At 36.6% G+C, this 19,762-nt stretch carries 19 protein-coding genes and 1 pseudogene; 15 read left to right on the forward strand and 5 right to left on the reverse strand.

The window, feature by feature from the left end; all coding sequences use genetic code 11:
• Positions 1-141: 141 nt before the first annotated feature.
• Both BAQ48_RS12525 and BAQ48_RS12530 read left to right on the forward strand, forming a co-directional pair.
• A complete protein-coding gene (locus BAQ48_RS12525; RefSeq protein WP_071711325.1) occupies positions 142-1,053 on the forward strand; it encodes an ABC transporter ATP-binding protein in 912 nt (303 codons plus the stop codon).
• Entirely contained in the window at positions 1,046-1,990 is a 945-nt protein-coding gene (locus BAQ48_RS12530; protein ID WP_071711326.1) for an ABC transporter permease, read from the forward strand. The genes BAQ48_RS12525 and BAQ48_RS12530 overlap by 8 nt, the downstream gene beginning before the upstream one ends.
• 37 nt (positions 1,991-2,027) lie before the next feature.
• On the opposite strand, the gene BAQ48_RS12535 is transcribed toward BAQ48_RS12530, so the two are convergent.
• Together BAQ48_RS12535 and BAQ48_RS12540 are read right to left on the reverse strand one after the other, a co-directional pair.
• Positions 2,028-3,173: a M20 peptidase aminoacylase family protein gene (locus tag BAQ48_RS12535; RefSeq protein ID WP_071711327.1), complete on the reverse strand. Its 1,146-nt coding sequence runs from the start codon at positions 3,171-3,173 to the stop codon at positions 2,028-2,030.
• A gap of 109 nt (positions 3,174-3,282) precedes the next feature.
• The gene (locus BAQ48_RS12540) at positions 3,283-4,191 is read right to left on the reverse strand and encodes an EamA family transporter (protein WP_071711328.1); all 909 of its coding nucleotides are present in this window, start codon (positions 4,189-4,191) and stop codon (positions 3,283-3,285) included.
• 338 nt (positions 4,192-4,529) lie between these two features.
• Here BAQ48_RS12540 and BAQ48_RS28475 point away from each other — a divergent pair.
• From BAQ48_RS28475 to BAQ48_RS12555, 3 genes and pseudogenes are all read left to right on the forward strand, one after another.
• Positions 4,530-4,661, forward strand: a pseudogene (locus BAQ48_RS28475) (peptidase T).
• Positions 4,662-4,677: 16 nt separating this feature from the next.
• On the forward strand, positions 4,678-5,385 hold the full coding sequence (gene ccdA, locus BAQ48_RS12550) for a cytochrome c-type biogenesis protein CcdA (RefSeq protein WP_071711329.1): 708 nt from the start codon (positions 4,678-4,680) through the stop codon (positions 5,383-5,385).
• A 90-nt stretch (positions 5,386-5,475) separates the two neighbouring features.
• A complete protein-coding gene (locus tag BAQ48_RS12555) occupies positions 5,476-5,982 on the forward strand; it encodes a CcdC family protein (protein ID WP_001028639.1) in 507 nt (168 codons plus the stop codon).
• 69 nt (positions 5,983-6,051) lie between these two features.
• Here the strand turns inward: BAQ48_RS12555 and BAQ48_RS12560 are convergent, their stop codons facing one another.
• Positions 6,052-6,483, reverse strand: a complete 432-nt coding sequence (locus BAQ48_RS12560) for a DUF2621 domain-containing protein (protein ID WP_071711330.1) — start codon at positions 6,481-6,483, stop codon at positions 6,052-6,054.
• A gap of 103 nt (positions 6,484-6,586) precedes the next feature.
• Positions 6,587-6,883, reverse strand: coding sequence for a hypothetical protein (locus BAQ48_RS12565; protein ID WP_071711331.1), 297 nt, complete (start codon positions 6,881-6,883; stop codon positions 6,587-6,589).
• Positions 6,884-7,128: 245 nt separating this feature from the next.
• On the opposite strand from BAQ48_RS12565, the gene BAQ48_RS12575 reads away from it, so the two are divergent.
• Positions 7,129-7,716 carry an AAA family ATPase gene (locus tag BAQ48_RS12575; RefSeq protein WP_187130349.1) on the forward strand — a complete coding sequence of 196 codons (588 nt, stop codon included), beginning with the start codon at positions 7,129-7,131 and terminating at the stop codon, positions 7,714-7,716.
• Positions 7,713-8,285, forward strand: a complete 573-nt coding sequence (locus BAQ48_RS12580) for a DJ-1/PfpI family protein (protein ID WP_071711334.1) — start codon at positions 7,713-7,715, stop codon at positions 8,283-8,285. Before BAQ48_RS12575 ends, BAQ48_RS12580 begins: the two co-directional genes overlap by 4 nt.
• Positions 8,286-8,298: 13 nt before the next feature.
• On the opposite strand, the gene BAQ48_RS12585 is transcribed toward BAQ48_RS12580, so the two are convergent.
• Positions 8,299-9,246, reverse strand: a complete 948-nt coding sequence (locus tag BAQ48_RS12585) for a class I SAM-dependent methyltransferase (RefSeq protein ID WP_071711335.1) — start codon at positions 9,244-9,246, stop codon at positions 8,299-8,301.
• A gap of 194 nt (positions 9,247-9,440) precedes the next feature.
• Here BAQ48_RS12585 and hutP point away from each other — a divergent pair, with 194 nt between their 5' ends.
• From hutP to BAQ48_RS12625, 8 genes are all read left to right on the forward strand, one after another.
• Positions 9,441-9,881: a hut operon transcriptional regulator HutP gene (gene hutP, locus BAQ48_RS12590; protein WP_000926516.1), complete on the forward strand. Its 441-nt coding sequence runs from the start codon at positions 9,441-9,443 to the stop codon at positions 9,879-9,881.
• A gap of 104 nt (positions 9,882-9,985) precedes the next feature.
• On the forward strand, positions 9,986-11,503 hold the full coding sequence (gene hutH / locus BAQ48_RS12595; protein ID WP_071711336.1) for a histidine ammonia-lyase: 1,518 nt from the start codon (positions 9,986-9,988) through the stop codon (positions 11,501-11,503).
• A 23-nt stretch (positions 11,504-11,526) separates the two neighbouring features.
• On the forward strand, positions 11,527-13,185 hold the full coding sequence (gene hutU / locus BAQ48_RS12600; protein WP_065229204.1) for a urocanate hydratase: 1,659 nt from the start codon (positions 11,527-11,529) through the stop codon (positions 13,183-13,185).
• A 12-nt stretch (positions 13,186-13,197) separates the two neighbouring features.
• Positions 13,198-14,469, forward strand: a complete 1,272-nt coding sequence (hutI, locus tag BAQ48_RS12605; RefSeq protein WP_071711337.1) for an imidazolonepropionase — start codon at positions 13,198-13,200, stop codon at positions 14,467-14,469.
• Positions 14,448-15,419, forward strand: a complete 972-nt coding sequence (gene hutG / locus BAQ48_RS12610; RefSeq protein ID WP_071711338.1) for a formimidoylglutamase — start codon at positions 14,448-14,450, stop codon at positions 15,417-15,419. Before hutI ends, hutG begins: the two co-directional genes overlap by 22 nt.
• A 281-nt stretch (positions 15,420-15,700) precedes the next feature.
• Positions 15,701-16,162: a CarD family transcriptional regulator gene (locus BAQ48_RS12615; RefSeq protein ID WP_176547482.1), complete on the forward strand. Its 462-nt coding sequence runs from the start codon at positions 15,701-15,703 to the stop codon at positions 16,160-16,162.
• 594 nt (positions 16,163-16,756) lie between these two features.
• Positions 16,757-17,884, forward strand: coding sequence for an alkene reductase (locus BAQ48_RS12620; RefSeq protein ID WP_071711339.1), 1,128 nt, complete (start codon positions 16,757-16,759; stop codon positions 17,882-17,884).
• 67 nt (positions 17,885-17,951) lie between these two features.
• Entirely contained in the window at positions 17,952-19,526 is a 1,575-nt protein-coding gene (locus BAQ48_RS12625) for an FMN-binding glutamate synthase family protein (RefSeq protein WP_071711340.1), read from the forward strand.
• The last annotated feature ends 236 nt before the right edge of the window (positions 19,527-19,762 follow it).

Here is a 19,762-nt window from a genome sequence, read left to right on the forward strand (position 1 = left end):
CGTTAATCGTCCGTTAGGTCGAAACGTTAGAAACCCCCACTTCAAGCTTTGCTAAGTGGGGGAGTGTTCATTTTACACATAAAAATAATCATGTTACAGTGTAAAGACCTGACAAAGAATGGGAAGGAAAGGTTGTATAGAATGACAAATGAACAAGGGATTGTAAAGGTTGAGCGGTTAACGAAGCGAATCGGTTCAAAGACACTTGTAGAAAATATTAGTTTCGAAGTTAAAAAAGGTGAAGTGGTTGGTTTGCTCGGACCAAATGGTGCTGGAAAAACGACTTTAATGAGAATGATGGTCGGCATGATTCGTATGACAGAGGGCGAAGTGTGGATTGACGGTCAATCTGTAAAACAGCAATTTGAAAGTACTGCCTCGAAAATCGGAGCAGTAATTGAGACACCGGAATTTTATCCGTTTTTGAGCGGCTATGAGAATTTAACATATTTCGGACGCATGAATGGTAACGTGACAGAAGAACGTATCGATGAAGTAGTGAAATTACTAGGGATGGGACAAGTAATCGATCGCAAAGTAAAAGCATATTCACTCGGCATGAGACAACGTTTAGGAATTGCTCAAGCGCTTATTCATGATCCAGATGTATTGATATTAGATGAACCAACGAATGGACTAGACCCTAGCGGAATACATGAAATGCGTATGTACATAAAGAAAATTGCGCATGAACAAGGAAAAGCGGTTCTTGTATCTAGTCATTTACTTTCAGAAGTTGAATTAATGTGTGACAGAGTTATCATTATTCAGCACGGAGAATATGTGGCGACGCAAAATATTCAGCATAATCAAAGTGAAGAGATGGAGACAATCCGTATACGTGTAGATGATGCGAATAAAGCGGCAGAAATGCTAGATCAAGATGTTTTAATAAAAGGTAATGATTTACTTATTAATGTAAAAGATGAAGAAATCCCAAATGTTATTCGGACATTGCTTGAGAAAAATGTTCAAGTGTATCGTGTATATGAAGAAAGAAAAACGTTAGAAGAGCAATTTTTAGAATTAACAGGGGGAAAAGATATTGTTTAATTTAGTGTATAACGAACTGTATAAAATATTTAAGCGAAAGCGAACAATCATTCCATTTGCAGTTATTGCAGTATTAATAATCGGATTAGGGTGGGTTACGGTAAAGTATTTAGAGCCGGAAACAAAAGGTTGGAAAGCCGATTATACAGAACGAACTGTAGAAATTGAGAAAAAGCTTGGCATGAAAAAAGAAGATATTTTAGCAGAAAGATCAGGGGACGAGCTTGTAAAGGAATATCAGCTTAAAATGAAGTATTTAGATACAGATACAGCACCAGCAAGCAGTTCTCCACTTTCTTTCATGAGAGATACAGGTTTTATCGTATTTCCAATTTTGCTTCCATTTATCCTTGTTTATGCAAGTACAATTTTTGCGAATGAATATAGCTGGGGAACATATAAATTTTTAACGACCCGTCCAGCAAGTCGATTTAAAATTTTAACAGCAAAATTTTTAGCAATCGTAATCTTTGCAGCTTTATTGTTTATATTTAATATGATTTTCTCCGCTTTATGTGGACTTGTTATTTATAAATTCCAACAACCTGCATGGAGTGAGTTTATTTTCCAAGATGGCAGTATTATAAAACAAAATATTTTTGTAGAAGCAAGTAAGTATTATATTTTATCGTGGCTGCCGACGATTGTGTACGCAGCGTTTGCATTTATGATTTCTGTGCTAACAAGATCTAGCGGAGGCGCAATCGGTATTTCACTATTTCTTGCTTTATCAGGAAATATCGCGTTACTTCCAGCATCTAGATATGAATGGGCAAAATTTTTATTGCCAGCAAATACAAATTTATACGGTATTTCAAAGAGCGGAAGTTTTATTGATGGAGTAACATTCCCGTTTGCTTCCGGTATGCTACTACTTTATTTAGTCGTATTTTTAGGTATTTCTTATACTGTATTTTTAAAACGCGATTTAACTTAATAAAAAAGCCGTTAAGTGCATCCTTAACGGCTTTTCTTTATGTTAATTGTTTAAGCGCTTTCTCGGCTAATAAAGCGAAATATTTTGCGCTAATTGGCAATGCTTGTTCATCGATAGTGAACGAGGGATGGTGCCATTCATGTGTGCCACTTGTTCCCATAAAGACGAATGCCCCTGGTATGTGTTGTTGATAAAAGGAGAAATCTTCGCCAGCCATGGAAGGAGTAGGGGTAATCACGTCTAGTGACATTTCCTGTGCAGTTTGCCTACATAAATGAGTAAGACTTTTATCATTATGAACGGCAGGAGGACCTGAATGAAAATGGAATTCTGTTTTTACACCTAGTGCATCAGAAACGCCCTTAATAATACGTTCCATTAAGGCTGGGATTTTTTCACGTGTTTCAGCTTGGAAAGTACGAACCGTACCTTCTAATGTCGCTTTTTCAGGGATAACGTTCCACGTATTTCCTGAATGGATGTTTGTAACGCTAACAACTGCATTATGAGATGAACTTATATTTCGGCTTACAATAGTTTGTAGTGCCATAACAATTTGAGAGGATGCAACAATTGGATCTACGCCAGCATCGGGTACAGCTGCGTGTGTACCGACTCCATGGATTTCAATTTCAAATCGATCGACTCCAGCCATTAGTGGGCCATCCTTAATACCAATTGTACCTACTGGCAAATCAGGTTTATTATGCATGCCGAAAATAGCTTGCACATTTTGTAAATGTCCTGCATCAATAACTTTGCAAGCCCCATTACTGCTCTCTTCAGCCGGCTGGAATATAAAGCGAACAGTTCCGTTTAGGAAAGATTCTCTTTCTTTTAATAAGAAGGCTGTACCTATAATAGCAGCTGTATGAAAATCATGCCCACAAGCGTGCATTTTACCGTGGATTTTTGAAGCATAGGATAAATTTGTTTCTTCCTGAATAGGAAGGGCATCAATATCAGCACGGATTGCTATAATTGGGCCGCTAGCATTCCCAGAGATTTCAGCAATAACGCCCGTTTCTAAACTAGAATTGATAATCGTAATGTTTTTCTCTTCTAACCAATTCCTTATGGCTTTCGTTGTTTCGAATTCTTCGTATGATAATTCTGGATTCTCATGTAAATTTCTACGAATAGAAATAAGTTGATCAGTTAACTGCTGTAGATTTGATGCCACTTATAATACCTTCCTTCTTAAATAAAGTATTTACTATAAGTATACAATAATAAAAGAGAGGATTCTCAAATGAAAATCCTCTCTTTTTTATCCTGTAAAAGCCTTCGCTTTATGCGGCAACTTTTTTATGTGTATGATGTTTTTGATAACGACCACGCATTGCATATGCAATTTGCGGGATTGCAATACCGATTAAAATAAGTGATACACCGAACCATTGTGAAGATAATACAGCTTCTTTTAAAACGAATACAGACATGATTGTTGTAACTGGTAGTTCCGCTGCACCAAGAATAGTTGCTAAGCCAGAACCGATTTTTGGAATTCCGATTGTAAAGGCGATAGACGGGATAACGATACTAAATATCCCTAGTCCTAATCCGTATTTCCAAAGGCCTTGAGAAATAGCACCGTTAAAAATAAATGTAGGCGGGAATACGATCATGACTAATGTTAAAGCACCAGCCATTAATAGTACACCACGTGGTAAGGAAGGAACCTCAACTGCTACTTTACCACTTACAAAAATATATGTTGCAAACGTAACAGCAGATAATAAACCTAAAATGATTCCAGTCATATCGAAATCACCTGCTGATTTCTCTAATAAACCACTTGATAAGAATGTACCTATAAGTAAGAGAATAACCGAAATTACTTTTTCTCTTGAAGGTAACGTTTTTGTTGCTACGGCCTCAATGATAATTCCGACCCAAACGAATTGGAATAAAAGAATAATTGCAATAGATGCTGGTACTGTTTTTAATGAAGCATAATAAAAGATTCCAGTGAAGCTTGCTGATGTTCCTGCAACGAATAAAAGTAACGCTTGTTTTAATGGAACGCGGTGTCTAGAAAATAGAAGTGTAATAGTAAGCAAAATAATCCAACCGAACAAATATTGGCTGCCAATTACCTCTCCAAGTGAAAAACCTTCTGCATACGCAAGTTTAACAAAAATAGCTAAAATTCCATAACTACACGCTCCTAATAAAACTAATAGAGAATAACGAAGCATGAAAAATTCCTCCTATCTATATGAAATAGTTCCGTATCGAAAATATATAACTAGAGGGAAGTATACAAAATTAAAAATGAGGGGTCAAATGAAAGAAAAGTGCGACATTTTATAGAATAATAATAAAAGTATGATATTTATGCATAATCTTGAAATTAATAATAATAGAAGTATTGTAAAAACGGCATTGTATTGTATAAAGATAGCATTTTAAAAAATATTTTTTATTAATATGTTTGTAGACATAATTGCAACGTGCTAATCAGTTGAGAAACTACGTTACCTTTGTTATGTTAATAATAATTAGAGGAGTTTCTTAATCTAGGTGAAAAGTTTCTATTATAATAGAAGGAAATGAAAACGTTTTTTTAGAAACTGTGTGAAAGGATAGTTTTTCTTATTGTCACGTTGGAAAAGTGATTTCACGAATTGTTCATAGTATTTTTATTTGTTTTTGCTACAATATGTAAGGAGAGGAGTGGAACAATGCAAGATATTAGTATTTTTTTAGCGTTTGGCGCCGGTTTCTTATCATTTATTTCCCCGTGTTGCTTACCGCTTTATCCGGCATTTTTATCGTACATAACAGGTATGTCGGTTTCTGAGTTGAAAGAAGAAAATGCAATGCTTCGCAAAAGAAGTATGATACATACAGCGTTTTTCTTACTTGGATTTTCAATTATATTTATTGCGATTGGATTTGGTACAAGCTTTATCGGGGGCATTTTTACGGATTATAAAGATTTAATTAGACAGTTAGGTGGTATATTTATCATCGTGTTCGGTTTAATTATCGTCGGTGTGTTTAAGCCGAAGTTTTTAATGCAAGACCGTAAATTTACATTTAAGAATCGCCCGAGTGGCTATTTTGGATCAGTATTAATTGGATTGGCGTTTGCCGCAGGATGGACTCCTTGTACTGGACCTATTTTAGTGTCCGTAATTGGATTAGCAGCAACGAACCCAGAGTCTGCAATGATTTATATGATTGCATACATACTTGGATTCGCTATCCCATTCTTCGTACTATCATTCTTTATTACGAAAATGTCTTGGATTAAAAGAAATAGTATGAAGTTCATGAAAATCGGGGGATACGTTATGATTGTCATGGGTGTCTTCTTATACTTTAATTGGATGACGAAAATTATTGTATATTTCTCAAGTTTATTTGGTGGTTTTACCGGTTTTTAGTATTATTCTGTGAAAATGTTGGAAATACTAACGGAAAAGCATATAATGAAAGTATATTTTGCATATAGCCACAAAAAAGGATGAGAAAATATGAACATAGTTGTTTTATCAAGTATCGTTGCTGTCTGTATGGCTGTTGGTGCGATGTTTATTCGTTTAAAAGCAGCTAAGAAACCTGCAACCTTGAAAAAAATTATACTTCCACCATTTTTTATGAGTACGGGAGCATTAATGTATGTTTTTCCAGAATTTCGATTAACTCCAGCAGAAATGTTAGAAGCAATTGGTGTTGGTTTATTTTTCTCTATTTTTCTTATTAAAACATCTAAATTTGAAATTAGAGGACAAGAGATTTATTTGAAGCGTTCAAAAGCATTTGTTTTTATATTAATTGGATTACTTGTCGTGCGGATTGTATTTAAAACATACTTAAGTCAATCTCTTGATTTAGGACAACTTAGTGGCATGTTCTTCTTGCTCGCGTTCGCAATGATTGTGTCATGGAGAATTGCGATGTACCGTTCCTTTACGAAATTACAGAAGGAAATGGAAAAAGAAGATGGTTTTTATAATGAAAAAGATATGAAACTAACTTAACAACTGTATATGTATGAAATAAAAAGACAGCGTTTTTGACGCTGTCTTTTTATCGAAAATAATATGAAGTTACTTTGCAAGTAAAGATTTATAGTTAGAATAATCAATCTTTTTCTCTTGCAGTTTTTTTACTAAAAATTTATGATCACGTTTCGGTGTAGCAATAATATACCCTTTAATAATTAAATCTTGTGTAATTTGAGAGGCTTTTTCTTGTAATGCCAGTTCTCCGATTTTGCCAGCAATTTTTGATTTAGCAACATCGCGAAATAGTTCTGGAACAGGACTTACGAGCTCTTCTAACAATTGTTTTTGTTCGTCATCCCATAAATGCCTCGTTTTATTAATATAGTGCTCTTCCCAATCTAAAATGGACATACCATCTTCTTTCGGTAATCGTTTTAGGAATTTTCTGAACATAAAGTATCCACCGATAGACATAAGTCCTAATAAAATAACAGTCCATAGCACAATAAACCAACTGAACCACCCTTCGAGCAAGCGTATCCCCCCTTAATGATTGCGGTTTTCTTTTATTCATATTATAAACAGTGAGATTCATAGAAAGCAAGAACGCTTGGTCATTTTGACCAAGCGTTATCATTTAAACGAAGTATAGTTGTTCAACACATAAATTATTATTATCATCTTCTACATATTCAATGATTAATGTGCCAACTTTACGATCTTTATCTTCTGTTGTGAAAATAGAGTAAGAAGTAAAACGTGCTGTTGATAGGCCGCTTATATGTGTAGGTAAAGAAATGTAGTCGTTATCGCAGAAGAATTCCATCAGTTCAATATCTTCAAATTCTTTTCGGTCAACTTGTTTATTTGTATAGCGGCGTTGAAGCTGTTTTAAAGACTCATTCCAAGAAATTGCTTTTGTATCGTATACCATTGTGCTATCTCCTTACTGTATGTAATCATTAAGAACATACGTTCTAATCTAGTATACTCTTTTTATTAGAAAAGGGAAAGCAAAAAATAATGTAAGCTTGGGTTTCCAAGCTTACATTATTGATGCGTCCGTCATAATCTCTATTTTTTATTATAAGTTACATAAGAATAAGAAACAAGATGATATATATTTCGTTGATAGTTTTCAAAATTCTGTATATTATAAATGTACTAAAGTGCAAGGGAATGAGAGGTATGGCATATATAATTTCACTCCAAGGACCGATGGCAAGCGGAAAAACGACATTGGCTAAAAGGCTAGAGCGATGCGGGATTTCAGTTATATATGAAAATCCTTATCCAATTGTAGAAAAGCGAAAACAATTAAAGTTGGATATGAAGTCAAAAGAAGGGTTTATTCTAAATCAAAAAATGTTTATGGAAGCAAAAATAAAGGAGTTTCAAAATGTGAAAGATTCAGTTGTGATTTTTGATCGTGGACCAGAAGACATTGAGTTTTATACACTTTTTTATCCAACGATTATAGGGGAAGAGTGGGATATAGAAACTGAATTGAAAGATGAATTATATAAATTAAGAGAATGCCGTTCGGATGCGATTTTTTATTTAGATGTTACGAAAAAGAATGTATACGATAGAAAAAATAATGATAGAGCAAGAAACAGAAGTACATTTGCGGAGCAATTTAAATTAGTAGAAACTGAAAAAGATTGGTATAAACAATTTCCGGTAACTTATGTGGACACTAATAGATTAACAGTGGGCGATTTAGAGGTATATTTTATGGATTGGTTAAAGGAGAGAGGGCTATGAAAAAGATACTTTTATTTGTATATCCAACATTTGCGGAGTTTGAAATAACAGTAGCAACAGCATTGCTGAAAAATAAATTTGAAATTATTACAGCGGGTTTAACAAAAGAATTGGTTATAAGTGAAACGGGTTTGCAAGTGAAACCACATATAGAATTAAGGGAAGTGCGTGTGGAAGAATATGAGGGGATTATTATTCCAGGCGGAGATGAGATACAGATCAAGGATGCAGAAGGACTCTTTTCAGTCGTCCGTCAATTTCACGAACAAGAAAAATTAGTAGCTGCTATTTGCGCTGGACCGTATGCGCTAGCAAAAGCAGGCTTATTCAAAGAAATCCCGTATACAGTGACCATAGATTATCAAAAGCTTGATTGTTTTCCAGTAGAAAATTTTGTGTATAAAGAAGTTGTGCAACACTCAAATATCATTACAGCACAAGGACATGCATTTGTACCATTCGGAATAGCCATTGCCTCTTACTTTGGGATAGCGAACGAACATAATACAAATTTTTATGGCGGTAAGGGCAATGTGATGATGGAGAAGCTTTTACCTGAAAATGTGTGAAAGCTAGCGAATGCTAGCTTTTTTCTTTTTGACATCGATAAATGGCTAACGTTTTTGGATCGCGCCATATACCGTTGTGAAGTAATAATTCATTTTCTACTTCTTCTTTTAGCCATTCCTTCATTTCCGCATGAAGATATGTATTATCAGGTATATTTAGCGACGGAAACATGCTAGAAATATAGTTTATAATCGGAGTAGCATGATAAAAAACGAGGGCATTATGAATAACCGCTTCTTCAACTCTTGGAAAAACAGACTGTAATATCTCTTTACCATTTTCTAAACAAAATGGAGTGACTGATGATGTTGTTTTCGGCAAATCGAATGCGTCTAACATGCGGTTACACATTTCAACTATACGAGGTAATGTAACGTTAGAATTTGTTGTAGCTAAAAGTGAGCCACCAGGACGAATTACTTTATGGAATCCTTGAATTGTTTTTTCGACATCTTTCATGTGATATAACATATGTCTTGCGACGATCCAGTCGTAGCAATTAGCTTCGAAAGGAAGTTTACCAGCGTCACCTAGTCTCCATTCAATTATGCTATTCTTTATGGCTGCTTCAGAAAGCATCGTTTTCGATTGATCAAAACCGGTTAGTCTTCCTTTATGACCGTTAGTTTGTAATAGGGAAAGAAAATTCCCATTAGCGCACCCAACCTCTAATATTTTTTCATCTCCTTGAAGTTGTAAATGTTCTATGACGACTTCATCTAAATTCACTTGTTTTTCTTCGCAATGTTTATGTGTATCGATGCGTGTTTGTAAATGGCTACTTACATTGTATTGGCGTTTTACATCATTCATTTTTTCGCATTCCACTTTTGTGCAAAATTGCTGAATCGCATGTGTCAATACGTCGGTTTTCTTTAAACCTTCGTAATGGAGTGCAGATTCAAACCTTTCAAGTAATTTTTCTTCAATTCGAAAATGAATATCTTTTCGCTTCGTCATTGAAATCTCGCCCCTTTGCATCTGTTAGTGAGACTATAGCATGCCTGAAAAATTTGTGTAAATCATTTGTGTACACAAATGGAGAAGATGAAAAAATTGTTTGAATGTGAGTTTAAACTATTGACGATTTAACCGTTTTCATATATTCTTAAATTAAGAAATATTCAAATAATTAAAAGAAATGAGAGAGTCACATGCTTCTTCAAGGAACACATCGAATTGGTCGTATGGCCATGTTGTTGGCACTTGCGGATGAGAATGAAAGCCCTGTATTATCTATCCCAAAAGGTTGGAAGTATTGTACGGGGAAAGTGGGTTCTATGAATTCGCAAAAGGTTGTCGCAGCAATGGAAACAGCGGCTAAAAGCAACCAAGTTATTGAAACAGACGTTTACAGAGAAACACATGCACTTTATCATGCAATTATGGAAGCTTTGTACGGAGTGACGAGAGGTCAAATTCAGTTAGCAGACGTTCTTCGTACAGTAGGACTTCGCTTTGCGATTGTGCGCGGTACACCATACGACGGAAAAAAAGAAGGCGAATGGGTTGCTGTTGCATTATATGGAACGATTGGTGCACCTGTAAAAGGATCTGAGCATGAGGCGATTGGTTTAGGAATTAATCACATATGATTTGCCCATAGTCTATTAGTTAGAAGGGGGCCTTACTTTTTTAGGACAGAAGTCTGTCTTAAAAAGATAAGGTCCCCTTTTGCCTTTTTAAGGAGGAAAAAAGAATGATTACGTTAACAGGACATACATTGACAGTTGAAGAAATGAAGAGGTTGTTACTTGAAGGAGAAGGTGTAATAGCTTGTCCAAATAGTATGCAAAAGGTAGCGGAGTGCCGCGAAGTAGTTGAGAAAATCGTAGAAGACGGAAAAGTCGTTTACGGTATTACAACTGGATTTGGAAAGTTTAGTGATGTGCTAATTCAAAAAGAAGATGTAAAGGCACTTCAGCATAATTTAATTCAGTCACATGCATGTGGGATAGGCGATCCATTCCCTGAAGAAGTATCACGCGGTATGTTAATTTTACGAGCGAACACGATGCTTAAAGGAGTATCTGGTGTTAGACCGCTCGTTGTAAATATGCTTCTTGAGTTTGTAAACCGTAAAATTCACCCAGTCGTTCCGCAACAAGGTTCACTTGGTGCAAGTGGAGATTTAGCACCTTTATCTCATCTTGCGCTCGTATTATTAGGCGAAGGTGAAGTGTTCTATAAGGGGAAACGCGTTCATGCGATGGTTGCTCTTACAGAAGAAGGTCTTGAGCCAATTGAACTTGAAGCAAAAGAAGGTCTGGCGTTAATTAATGGTACGCAGGCGATGACAGCGCAAGGAGTTCTTTCTTATATAGAAGCAGAAGCAACGGCTTATCAAGCCGAATTCATTGCATCTATGACAATTGAAGGGTTACAAGGCATTATTGATGCATTTGATGAAAATGTTCATAAAGCACGTGGTTATAAAGAGCAGGTGGAAGTAGCGAGCAGAATTCGTGACATCCTTCATGATAGTAAATTAACAACAAAACAAGGAGAACTACGTGTACAGGATGCATATTCACTTCGCTGTATCCCGCAAGTACACGGTGCTTCTTGGCAAGTTTTAAATTATGTGAAAGAAAAATTAGAAATTGAAATGAATGCCGCGACAGATAATCCACTTATTTTTGATGGCGGGGAAAAAGTGATTTCAGGTGGTAACTTCCACGGCCAACCGATTGCATTTGCGATGGACTTCTTAAAAGTTGGAATGGCAGAACTTGCAAATATTTCAGAGCGCCGTATTGAACGCTTAGTAAATCCGCAGTTAAATGACTTACCACCATTTTTAAGTCCAGAACCAGGACTTCAGTCTGGTGCAATGATTATGCAATACGCTGCAGCGTCACTTGTTTCTGAAAATAAAACGTTAGCACACCCGGCGAGTGTTGATTCAATCCCGTCGTCAGCTAACCAAGAAGATCATGTAAGTATGGGAACAATTGCTTCACGCCATGCACATCAAATTATTCAAAATGTAAGACGTGTTCTTTCTATTGAGATGATTTGTGCGATGCAAGCGGCAGAATATCGCGGTATTGAAAACATGAGTGCAGTGACGAAGAGCTTCTACCACCAAGGTCGTCAGCAAGTGCCATCTATTACAAATGATCGTATATTCTCAACGGATATTGAAAATATTGCACATTGGTTAAAAACGAATTATTCGATAAAAGAAAGATTAGATGTAAACGCAGCACTATAAAATGAGAAAAGGGAGAGATTGAAATGGAAAAAGTACAACAAACAATTCGCGCGCCAAGAGGTACAGAGTTACAAACGAAAGGGTGGGTTCAAGAAGCTGCACTTCGTATGTTAATGAACAATTTAGACCCTGAAGTTGCTGAAAAACCAGAAGAATTAGTTGTATATGGTGGAATTGGCCGTGCAGCTCGTAACTGGGAAAGCTACAATGCGATTGTAGATTCACTAAAAACGTTAGAAAGTGATGAAACGTTACTTGTTCAATCAGGAAAACCAGTTGCCATTTTTAAATCACATGAAGATGCACCACGTGTTTTATTAGCGAACTCAAACTTAGTACCAAAATGGGCGAACTGGGATCACTTCCGTGAATTAGAGAAAAAAGGTCTTATGATGTACGGGCAAATGACAGCAGGTAGCTGGATTTATATTGGAACACAAGGGATTTTACAAGGAACATATGAAACATTTGGTGAAGCAGCTCGTCAACATTTCGATGGTTCATTAAAAGGTACATTAACACTTACTGCCGGTTTAGGTGGTATGGGTGGTGCTCAACCTCTTGCTGTAACGATGAATGGCGGTGTTGTTATTGCTATTGATGTTGATAAGCGCAGCATCGATCGTCGTATTGAAAAAAGATATTGTGATATGTATACAGAATCATTAGAAGAAGCGTTAACTGTTGCGAACGAGTATAAAGAGAAGAAAGAACCGATTTCTATTGGCTTATTAGGAAATGCGGCAGAAATTTTACCAGAGCTAGTGAAGCGCAATATTACGCCAGATTTAGTTACGGATCAAACATCTGCTCATGATCCATTAAACGGCTATATTCCAGTAGGTTACACATTAGAAGAAGCGGCAAAACTTCGTGAAGAAGATCCAGAACGTTACGTACAATTATCAAAAGAAAGTATGACAAAACATGTAGAAGCAATGCTTGCTATGCAAGAAAAAGGCGCAATTACATTTGATTACGGAAATAACATTCGCCAAGTTGCTTTCGATGAAGGCTTGAAAAATGCATTCGATTTCCCAGGATTCGTTCCAGCATTTATCCGTCCATTATTCTGTGAAGGAAAAGGACCATTCCGCTGGGTAGCACTTTCTGGTGACCCAGAAGATATTTATAAAACAGACGAGGTAATTTTACGTGAATTCGCTGACAATGAGCATTTATGTAACTGGATTCGTATGGCACGTCAGCAAGTTGAATTCCAAGGTCTTCCATCACGTATTTGTTGGCTTGGTTATGGTGAGCGTGCGAAGTTTGGACGCATCATTAATGAGATGGTGGCTAACGGTGAATTATCAGCACCGATTGTTATCGGCCGTGACCATTTAGATTGCGGATCAGTAGCATCTCCAAACCGTGAAACAGAAGCGATGAAAGATGGCAGTGATGCAGTAGCTGACTGGCCGATTTTAAACGCATTAATTAATAGTGTAAACGGTGCGAGCTGGGTGTCTGTTCACCACGGTGGTGGCGTTGGTATGGGCTATTCACTTCACGCTGGAATGGTTATCGTTGCAGATGGAACGGAAGCGGCAGCAAAACGTATTGAGCGCGTATTAACTTCTGATCCTGGTATGGGTGTTGTTCGTCACGTGGATGCAGGATATGACTTAGCTGTGGAAACTGCGAAAGAAAAAGGCGTTAACATTCCAATGATGAAATAAGGAGGAGAAAACATGCTGGACACTTTACTAATAAATATCGGTCAATTACTAACAATGGATCAAGAAGATGGCTTGTTAAGACGGGAAGCGATGAACACGCTTCCTGTTATCGAAAACGGTGCGGTTGGAATTGAAAACGGCGTAATTACTTTCGTTGGAACAGCGGAAGAAGCGAAAGGATTACAAGCGAAAGAAGTGATTGATTGCGGCGGGAAAATGGTTTCTCCTGGTCTTGTTGATCCGCATACTCATCTTGTATTTGGTGGATCTCGTGAAAATGAAATTGCACTAAAATTGCAAGGAGTTCCGTACTTAGAAATTTTAGAACAAGGCGGAGGTATTCTTTCAACTGTAAATGCAACGAAACAGGCGTCGAAAGAAGAACTTGTTCAAAAAGCGAAATTCCATTTAGACCGTATGCTATCTTTCGGAGTTACAACTGTAGAAGCGAAGAGTGGTTACGGATTAGATGATGAAACAGAGTGGAAGCAATTAGAGGCAACTGCACAATTACAAAAAGAGCATGCAATGGATTTAGTTTCCACATTTTTAGGTGCTCATGCAGTTCCGAAAGAGTATAAAGGTAGATCAAAAGAATTTTTACAATGGATGTTAGACCTACTGCCAGAAATGAAAGAGAAGAAATTAGCTGAATTCGTTGATATTTTCTGCGAAACAGGTGTGTTCTCTGTCGAAGAGTCAAAAGAGTTTTTATTAAAGGCGAAAGAGCTTGGCTTTGATGTGAAAATTCATGCAGATGAAATTGACCCTCTTGGTGGTGCAGAAGCAGCGGCTGAAATTGGTGCAGCATCAGCGGATCATTTAGTTGGCGCTTCGGATAAAGGAATTGAAATGCTTGCAAACTCGAATACAGTAGCCACTTTATTACCAGGAACAACGTTCTATTTAAATAAAGAAAGCTTTGCTCGCGGTCGTAAAATGATCGACGAAGGTGTTGCAGTTGCGTTAGCTACAGACTTTAATCCAGGTAGCTGTCCAACCGAAAACATTCAGCTTATTATGAGCATTGCAATGCTAAAGCTGAAAATGACACCAGAAGAAGTTTGGAATGCTGTAACAGTTAACTCTTCTTACGCAATTAATCGTGGTGATGTAGCTGGGAAAATTAGAGTGGGTCGCAAGGCTGATTTAGTTTTATGGGATGCTTATAACTATGCTTACGTACCGTATCATTACGGCGTAAGTCATGTAAATACAGTATGGAAGAATGGTAATATCGCATATACAAGAGGTGAACAATCGTGGAGCACGGCCACTATTTAAAGAAAAACGCAAAGTTTATCGATCGTGAAGTGACGAAATGGAGTGAAATGATTAAAGATTGGGAGGAAGGCGTAGAAATATTCGGTGCCGCTTTAATTGGAGCACCCCTTTCTAAACCATCTATTAGTCATTCAGGAGCAAGTTTTGCGCCAAAAACAATTCGTGCGATGTTAGATGCATATAGCACGTACGCAATCACAGAAGAACACGATATGAAAGAAAGTGTCTTGTATGATTGCGGGGATATTACGATGCATGTGACGGATATAAAAGAAAGTCATAACCGAATTGCGAAAACAGTTGGTCATGTAACGAAAGTAAACCCGAACATGATACCAATCGTTCTTGGCGGGGATCACTCGATTAGTTTTCCGAGTATAACGGGGTTTGCAAATAGTAAAGGAAAGGTCGGTATTATTCAATTTGATGCTCATCATGATTTACGTAATTTAGATGATGGTGGTCCATCAAATGGTACACCGTTCCGTAGTTTACTAGAAAATGATGTCATTACAGGCGAACAACTCATTCAAATCGGAATTCGTAATTTTTCAAATGCACGAGCATACCATGAATATGCAAAAGAACATGGCGTGACAGTGTATACAATGAAAGATGTACGAGAGCGAGAAATAAAAGATATTATTACGGAAAGTATTGAAGTATTAAGAAAGCAAGGCGTGACCTCTATTTACATTTCTCTTGATATGGACGTACTAGATCAAGCATTTGCACCAGGCTGTCCAGCAATTGGCCCTGGGGGAATGGATAGCGCAACTTTACTAGATGCGATTGAATTCCTTGGTAAAGAACCTCTCGTGCAAGGGATGGATATAGTAGAGATTGATCCAACTCTCGATTTTAGGGATATGACGAGTAGAGTAGCTGCGCAAGTGATTATGAGCTTTCTTTTGGCGAGAGAGACAGTCCGTAAGCAGGTTAGTATATAGGCGTGAAATGAATAGGGAATGTTTACTGATTCCATATAAAAAACACATTACTACTCATATGTAGTAATGTGTTTTTATGTGAAAAGAGAAGGTGAAATTAGAATATATATACGTGTGGGAAAATTAATAAGATTTCGGGTTTTTAGTGATGTTTTACGAATTCATTTTCTTAGTTTGAAAGAATTGACATGAAAAATAATTTTATGATAAAATAAAAATTTTGCTAAAAAACTAAATATGTGTTAAGCTTGAGAAGGTTACCATATATGGAGGTGGATTATTTGTTTCAAATTGGCGATAACATTGTTTATCCAATGCACGGAGCAGGTATTATTAAAGCCATAGAAGAGAAGGAAATCTCAGGAGAAAAACAACAGTATTATGTTATAAAAATGTCGGCTAGTAATATGGAACTAATGATTCCAGCAGGGAGAATATTGAATTCAAATATACGACCAGTTACGGATATAACCGCATTAGCGCACATAATGGATATTTTTCAACATGGGGAATCAGATAGATTACTTACATGGAAACAAAGATATAAATTGAACACTGATAAAATAAAGACGGGTAAAATACAAGAAGGTGCTGAAGTTGTGCGTGATTTAATGCGTATACAGAAAGAAAAAGCACTTAATGCAAGCGAAAAGAAGATGTTAGATAATGCACACGAATTTTTGATTAGTGAACTGGGATTAATTGAAGGTATCACAGAAAATCAGATAAAAAGCTTTTGTTAAGATTTATTACAAATAATGTATTATATCCCAAAAAAGATCTTGAATTTTTTGGGAACATAATTATAGAAAATTTATCATTTCAAAGACATTCAACTCTTTCAAACCACTTTTAGAGCATTAACCTCTATTGTTATTACTACAATCAAATCCATTTTTATTTTTTAATTTCATTTATGAATGTTCGAAGTTTAATTGAATACTTCGATAAAATAGTTACTTGATTTTTGCAATCCTGATTCACACTGGCACGGACGAGGAGCCGTAAGGATGAAAGAGAGGTAGGGCTTTCATTGTTTTAGGTATATAAGTTATTATTTTTAGGAGAATACTGAACCACGTTCACTTCTATCGTTAAGATATTTTTATATGTGAAGAGATAATAAGTGTTTATATTATTTATATAAAAGAGATAACCGAATTGATAGCCTTATATGGTCAACTCAAAAAGGTTTCCTGCCTAGGAAACCTTTTTTTATTTGTATCATTCTATTTTTTGATATTCGAATGTTTGATGGTAAAGGCGTATAAATTGACGTTACTATCTAAAAGTAAGTATGATGCGTTTATAGTAAGAATTTTTTAGGGGGAAGAAAAATGACAAGTTCAAATAATAAAGCGGCAAGTATTTATGAAGGAACAAATATAAACGCTTGGGGATCTTTTGAAAATATTGAAGAAACGAAGTTGTTTAATCCGATTCAAACTGGATCATGGTCTCTTCGTAATCGTATAGCAATGGCACCGATGACGAGATGTTTCGCAGATAATGAGACTGGAGCAGTTGGTGCTGATGTAGTGGAGTACTATAGAAAACGTGCTGCTGACGGAGTTGGATTAATTATTACAGAAGGAATTGTCATTAGTCCGAGAGCGAAAGGAAATCCAGGAGTGCCAGGAATTTATACACAAGAACAAGTCGATTCTTGGAAACCTGTTACAGAGGCGGTACATAAAGAAGGTGGGACGATTATCGCTCAAATATGGCATGTTGGACGTATGAGTCATCATGAAATAATTGGTGGGCAATTGCCACAAGCACCGTCTGCAATCGCCGCAGAAGGAAATGTTCCGCGTTTTCGTAAACCGTTTGATACACCAGAAGCAATGACGTTAGAAGAAATAAAAGAAGTTATTGGCCAATACGCACAAGCTGCGAAAAATGCGATCGAAGCTGGGTTTGATGGGGTAGAAATTCACGGTGCACACGGCTATTTAATTGATCAGTTCACGTATGAAGTTGCGAATAAGCGTATGGATCAATACGGTGGTGATTTAAAGCAAAGGTTAACATTTATGAAAGAAGTAACAGAGGCTGTAATAGAAGCAGTTGGAGCTGATAAAACACTTCTTCGTTTCTCTGCTTTTAAAGGTGATAATCCTACTTATATGTGGGAAAACCCTGAGCTGGCAATTGAAACATTCGTAAATATGTTTAAAGAAATTGGATTAACGATGATTCACCCTTCAACGATGAATTATACGCAAGTGATTGCTGACGGAAAGAATTTTCATCAATTAGTAAGAAAATATTGGGATGGTACGATTGTTGGTGTTGGTAATTTAAATCCGAAAGAGGCTGAAGAAGCACTGCGAGAAGGAACGATTGACGTAGCTGCATTCGGAAGACCGTTAATTGCAAATCCGGACTTCGTTCATCGAATTAAACATGCTGAAAGTTTAGTTGAATATGACGCGAAAGAGCATCTTGCAACATTAGTGTGAATAAAGATAAAAGGAGAACACGTAGAGTGTTCTCCTTTTATTATGGGATTTCATAGGGGGAAGCGGGATGAGTGAAACGCTACTCGTTATTATTAGCATATTACTATTTTTAATGTTGCTTTTAATCGTCTTCTTTATCATTACATTTTTTATAAAAAAACGGACGCATCACTCTATTTTGAAATTACATCCATACCTAGGAAGAATGCGTTACTTACTCGAAAAGATAGGACCAGAATTTCGGCAATATTGGTTTGATCACGATACGGATGGAAAACCTTTTTCACGTTACGACTTTCAAAGTGTTATGTTTTTAGCGAAGTATCGCTCTGAAATACTCGGTTTTGGATCGAAACGAGATTTTGAAGCTTCTGGCTATTATATTGCTAATACATTGTTTCCGATATTAACTGAGGAATTAAGTGTGAATCTATTGCAAGAGCGAGAAGGTAAAAAGTATGTGATTCATAAAGAAGGGTTATTTTCAAGAAGAGAAAAGTTGACAGCGGATACAACAAATCTTTGGCTGTATGAAGAAGAAGATGCAATTATAGTCGGCGAAAACCGCAAATATCCGTGGAAACTACATGGCATGTTTGGAGCATCAGCAACTTCTTACGGTGCGATAGGCGAAAATTATATTTTAGCGAGCGGCTTTGGAGCGAAAATGGCAGGCGGATCGTGGATCAATACTGGTGAAGGTGGCGTTATTCCAGAACATTTACATACAGGTGCGAATATTGTTGCACAAATTGGTCCAGGGTTATTTGGATACCGTGATGAGGATGGTAATTTTTCAATGGAGAAATTTATGGAGAAGGCGAAAGAAAGTAATATTAAAGCATTCGAATTAAAATTTGGGCAAGGTGCTAAAATACGTGGTGGTCATTTAGAGGGGCAAAAAGTAAATGAGAAAATTGCTTCTGTTCGGAATGTACGAGAAGGAGAGACAATTAATTCACCGAATCGATTTTCATTTTTAAATAATGCAGCGGATGCCCTTTATTTTATTCAACAGTTGCAAGAAAAAGGTGGCAAACCAGTCGGGATGAAAATTGTAATTGGTCAGCAGGCGCCTTTGGAAGATTTATTTAAAACAATGAAAGAATTAAATGTGTATCCGGATTTTATAACAATTGACGGTTCGGAAGGTGGATCAGGTGCGACATATAAATCGATGGCAGATAGTATGGGGCTACCGCTTATTCCAGCGCTACTTACATGCATTGATACAGCAAATCATTATAGTGTACGTAATAAATTCAAAGTGTTTGCTTCTGGGAAGTTAATTACCCCTGATAAGGTAGCGATTGCTTTAGCGATTGGAGCAGATGCTGTAAATTCAGCGCGTGGATTTATGATGGCGAGCGGTTGTATTATGGCGCTTCAATGTAATTCCGGACAGTGTCCATCAGGTGTTGCCACGACAAATCCGCACTATCAAAAAGCGTTAGACCCATACGAGAAGAAATGGCGGGTAATGAATTATATTATTAGCATGAGATATAGTTTATTTTCATTAGCGGCAGCAGCGGGAGTGAAGAGTCCGCGTCATTTAACGAGAGAGCATATTGTGTTTAAGGATGAAAGGGGAAGAATTGTTCCGCTGTCGGAATTGTTCCCTATCGTAAATAGGAGATAAATATACTTGTTAAAAGTCATACGTTTGTATGACTTTTTTATTTGAAATGAAATAAGTAACTTGTTGACAATGAAAAGTAAGTAACTTATAATAAATATTGAGTTCGAGATAAATAAAGATTTAGTATAATTATAGATTGATGGATATTTTTTAGAAATTATCTCGAATTCGAGATAATTCCAATAGGCTAGATTTTAGTATGTAAATTTGTAATTAATATCTTGAATTAAAGATAA

The sequence above is a fragment of the Bacillus luti genome (assembly GCF_001884105.1).
Lineage (GTDB): Bacteria > Bacillota > Bacilli > Bacillales > Bacillaceae_G > Bacillus_A > Bacillus_A luti.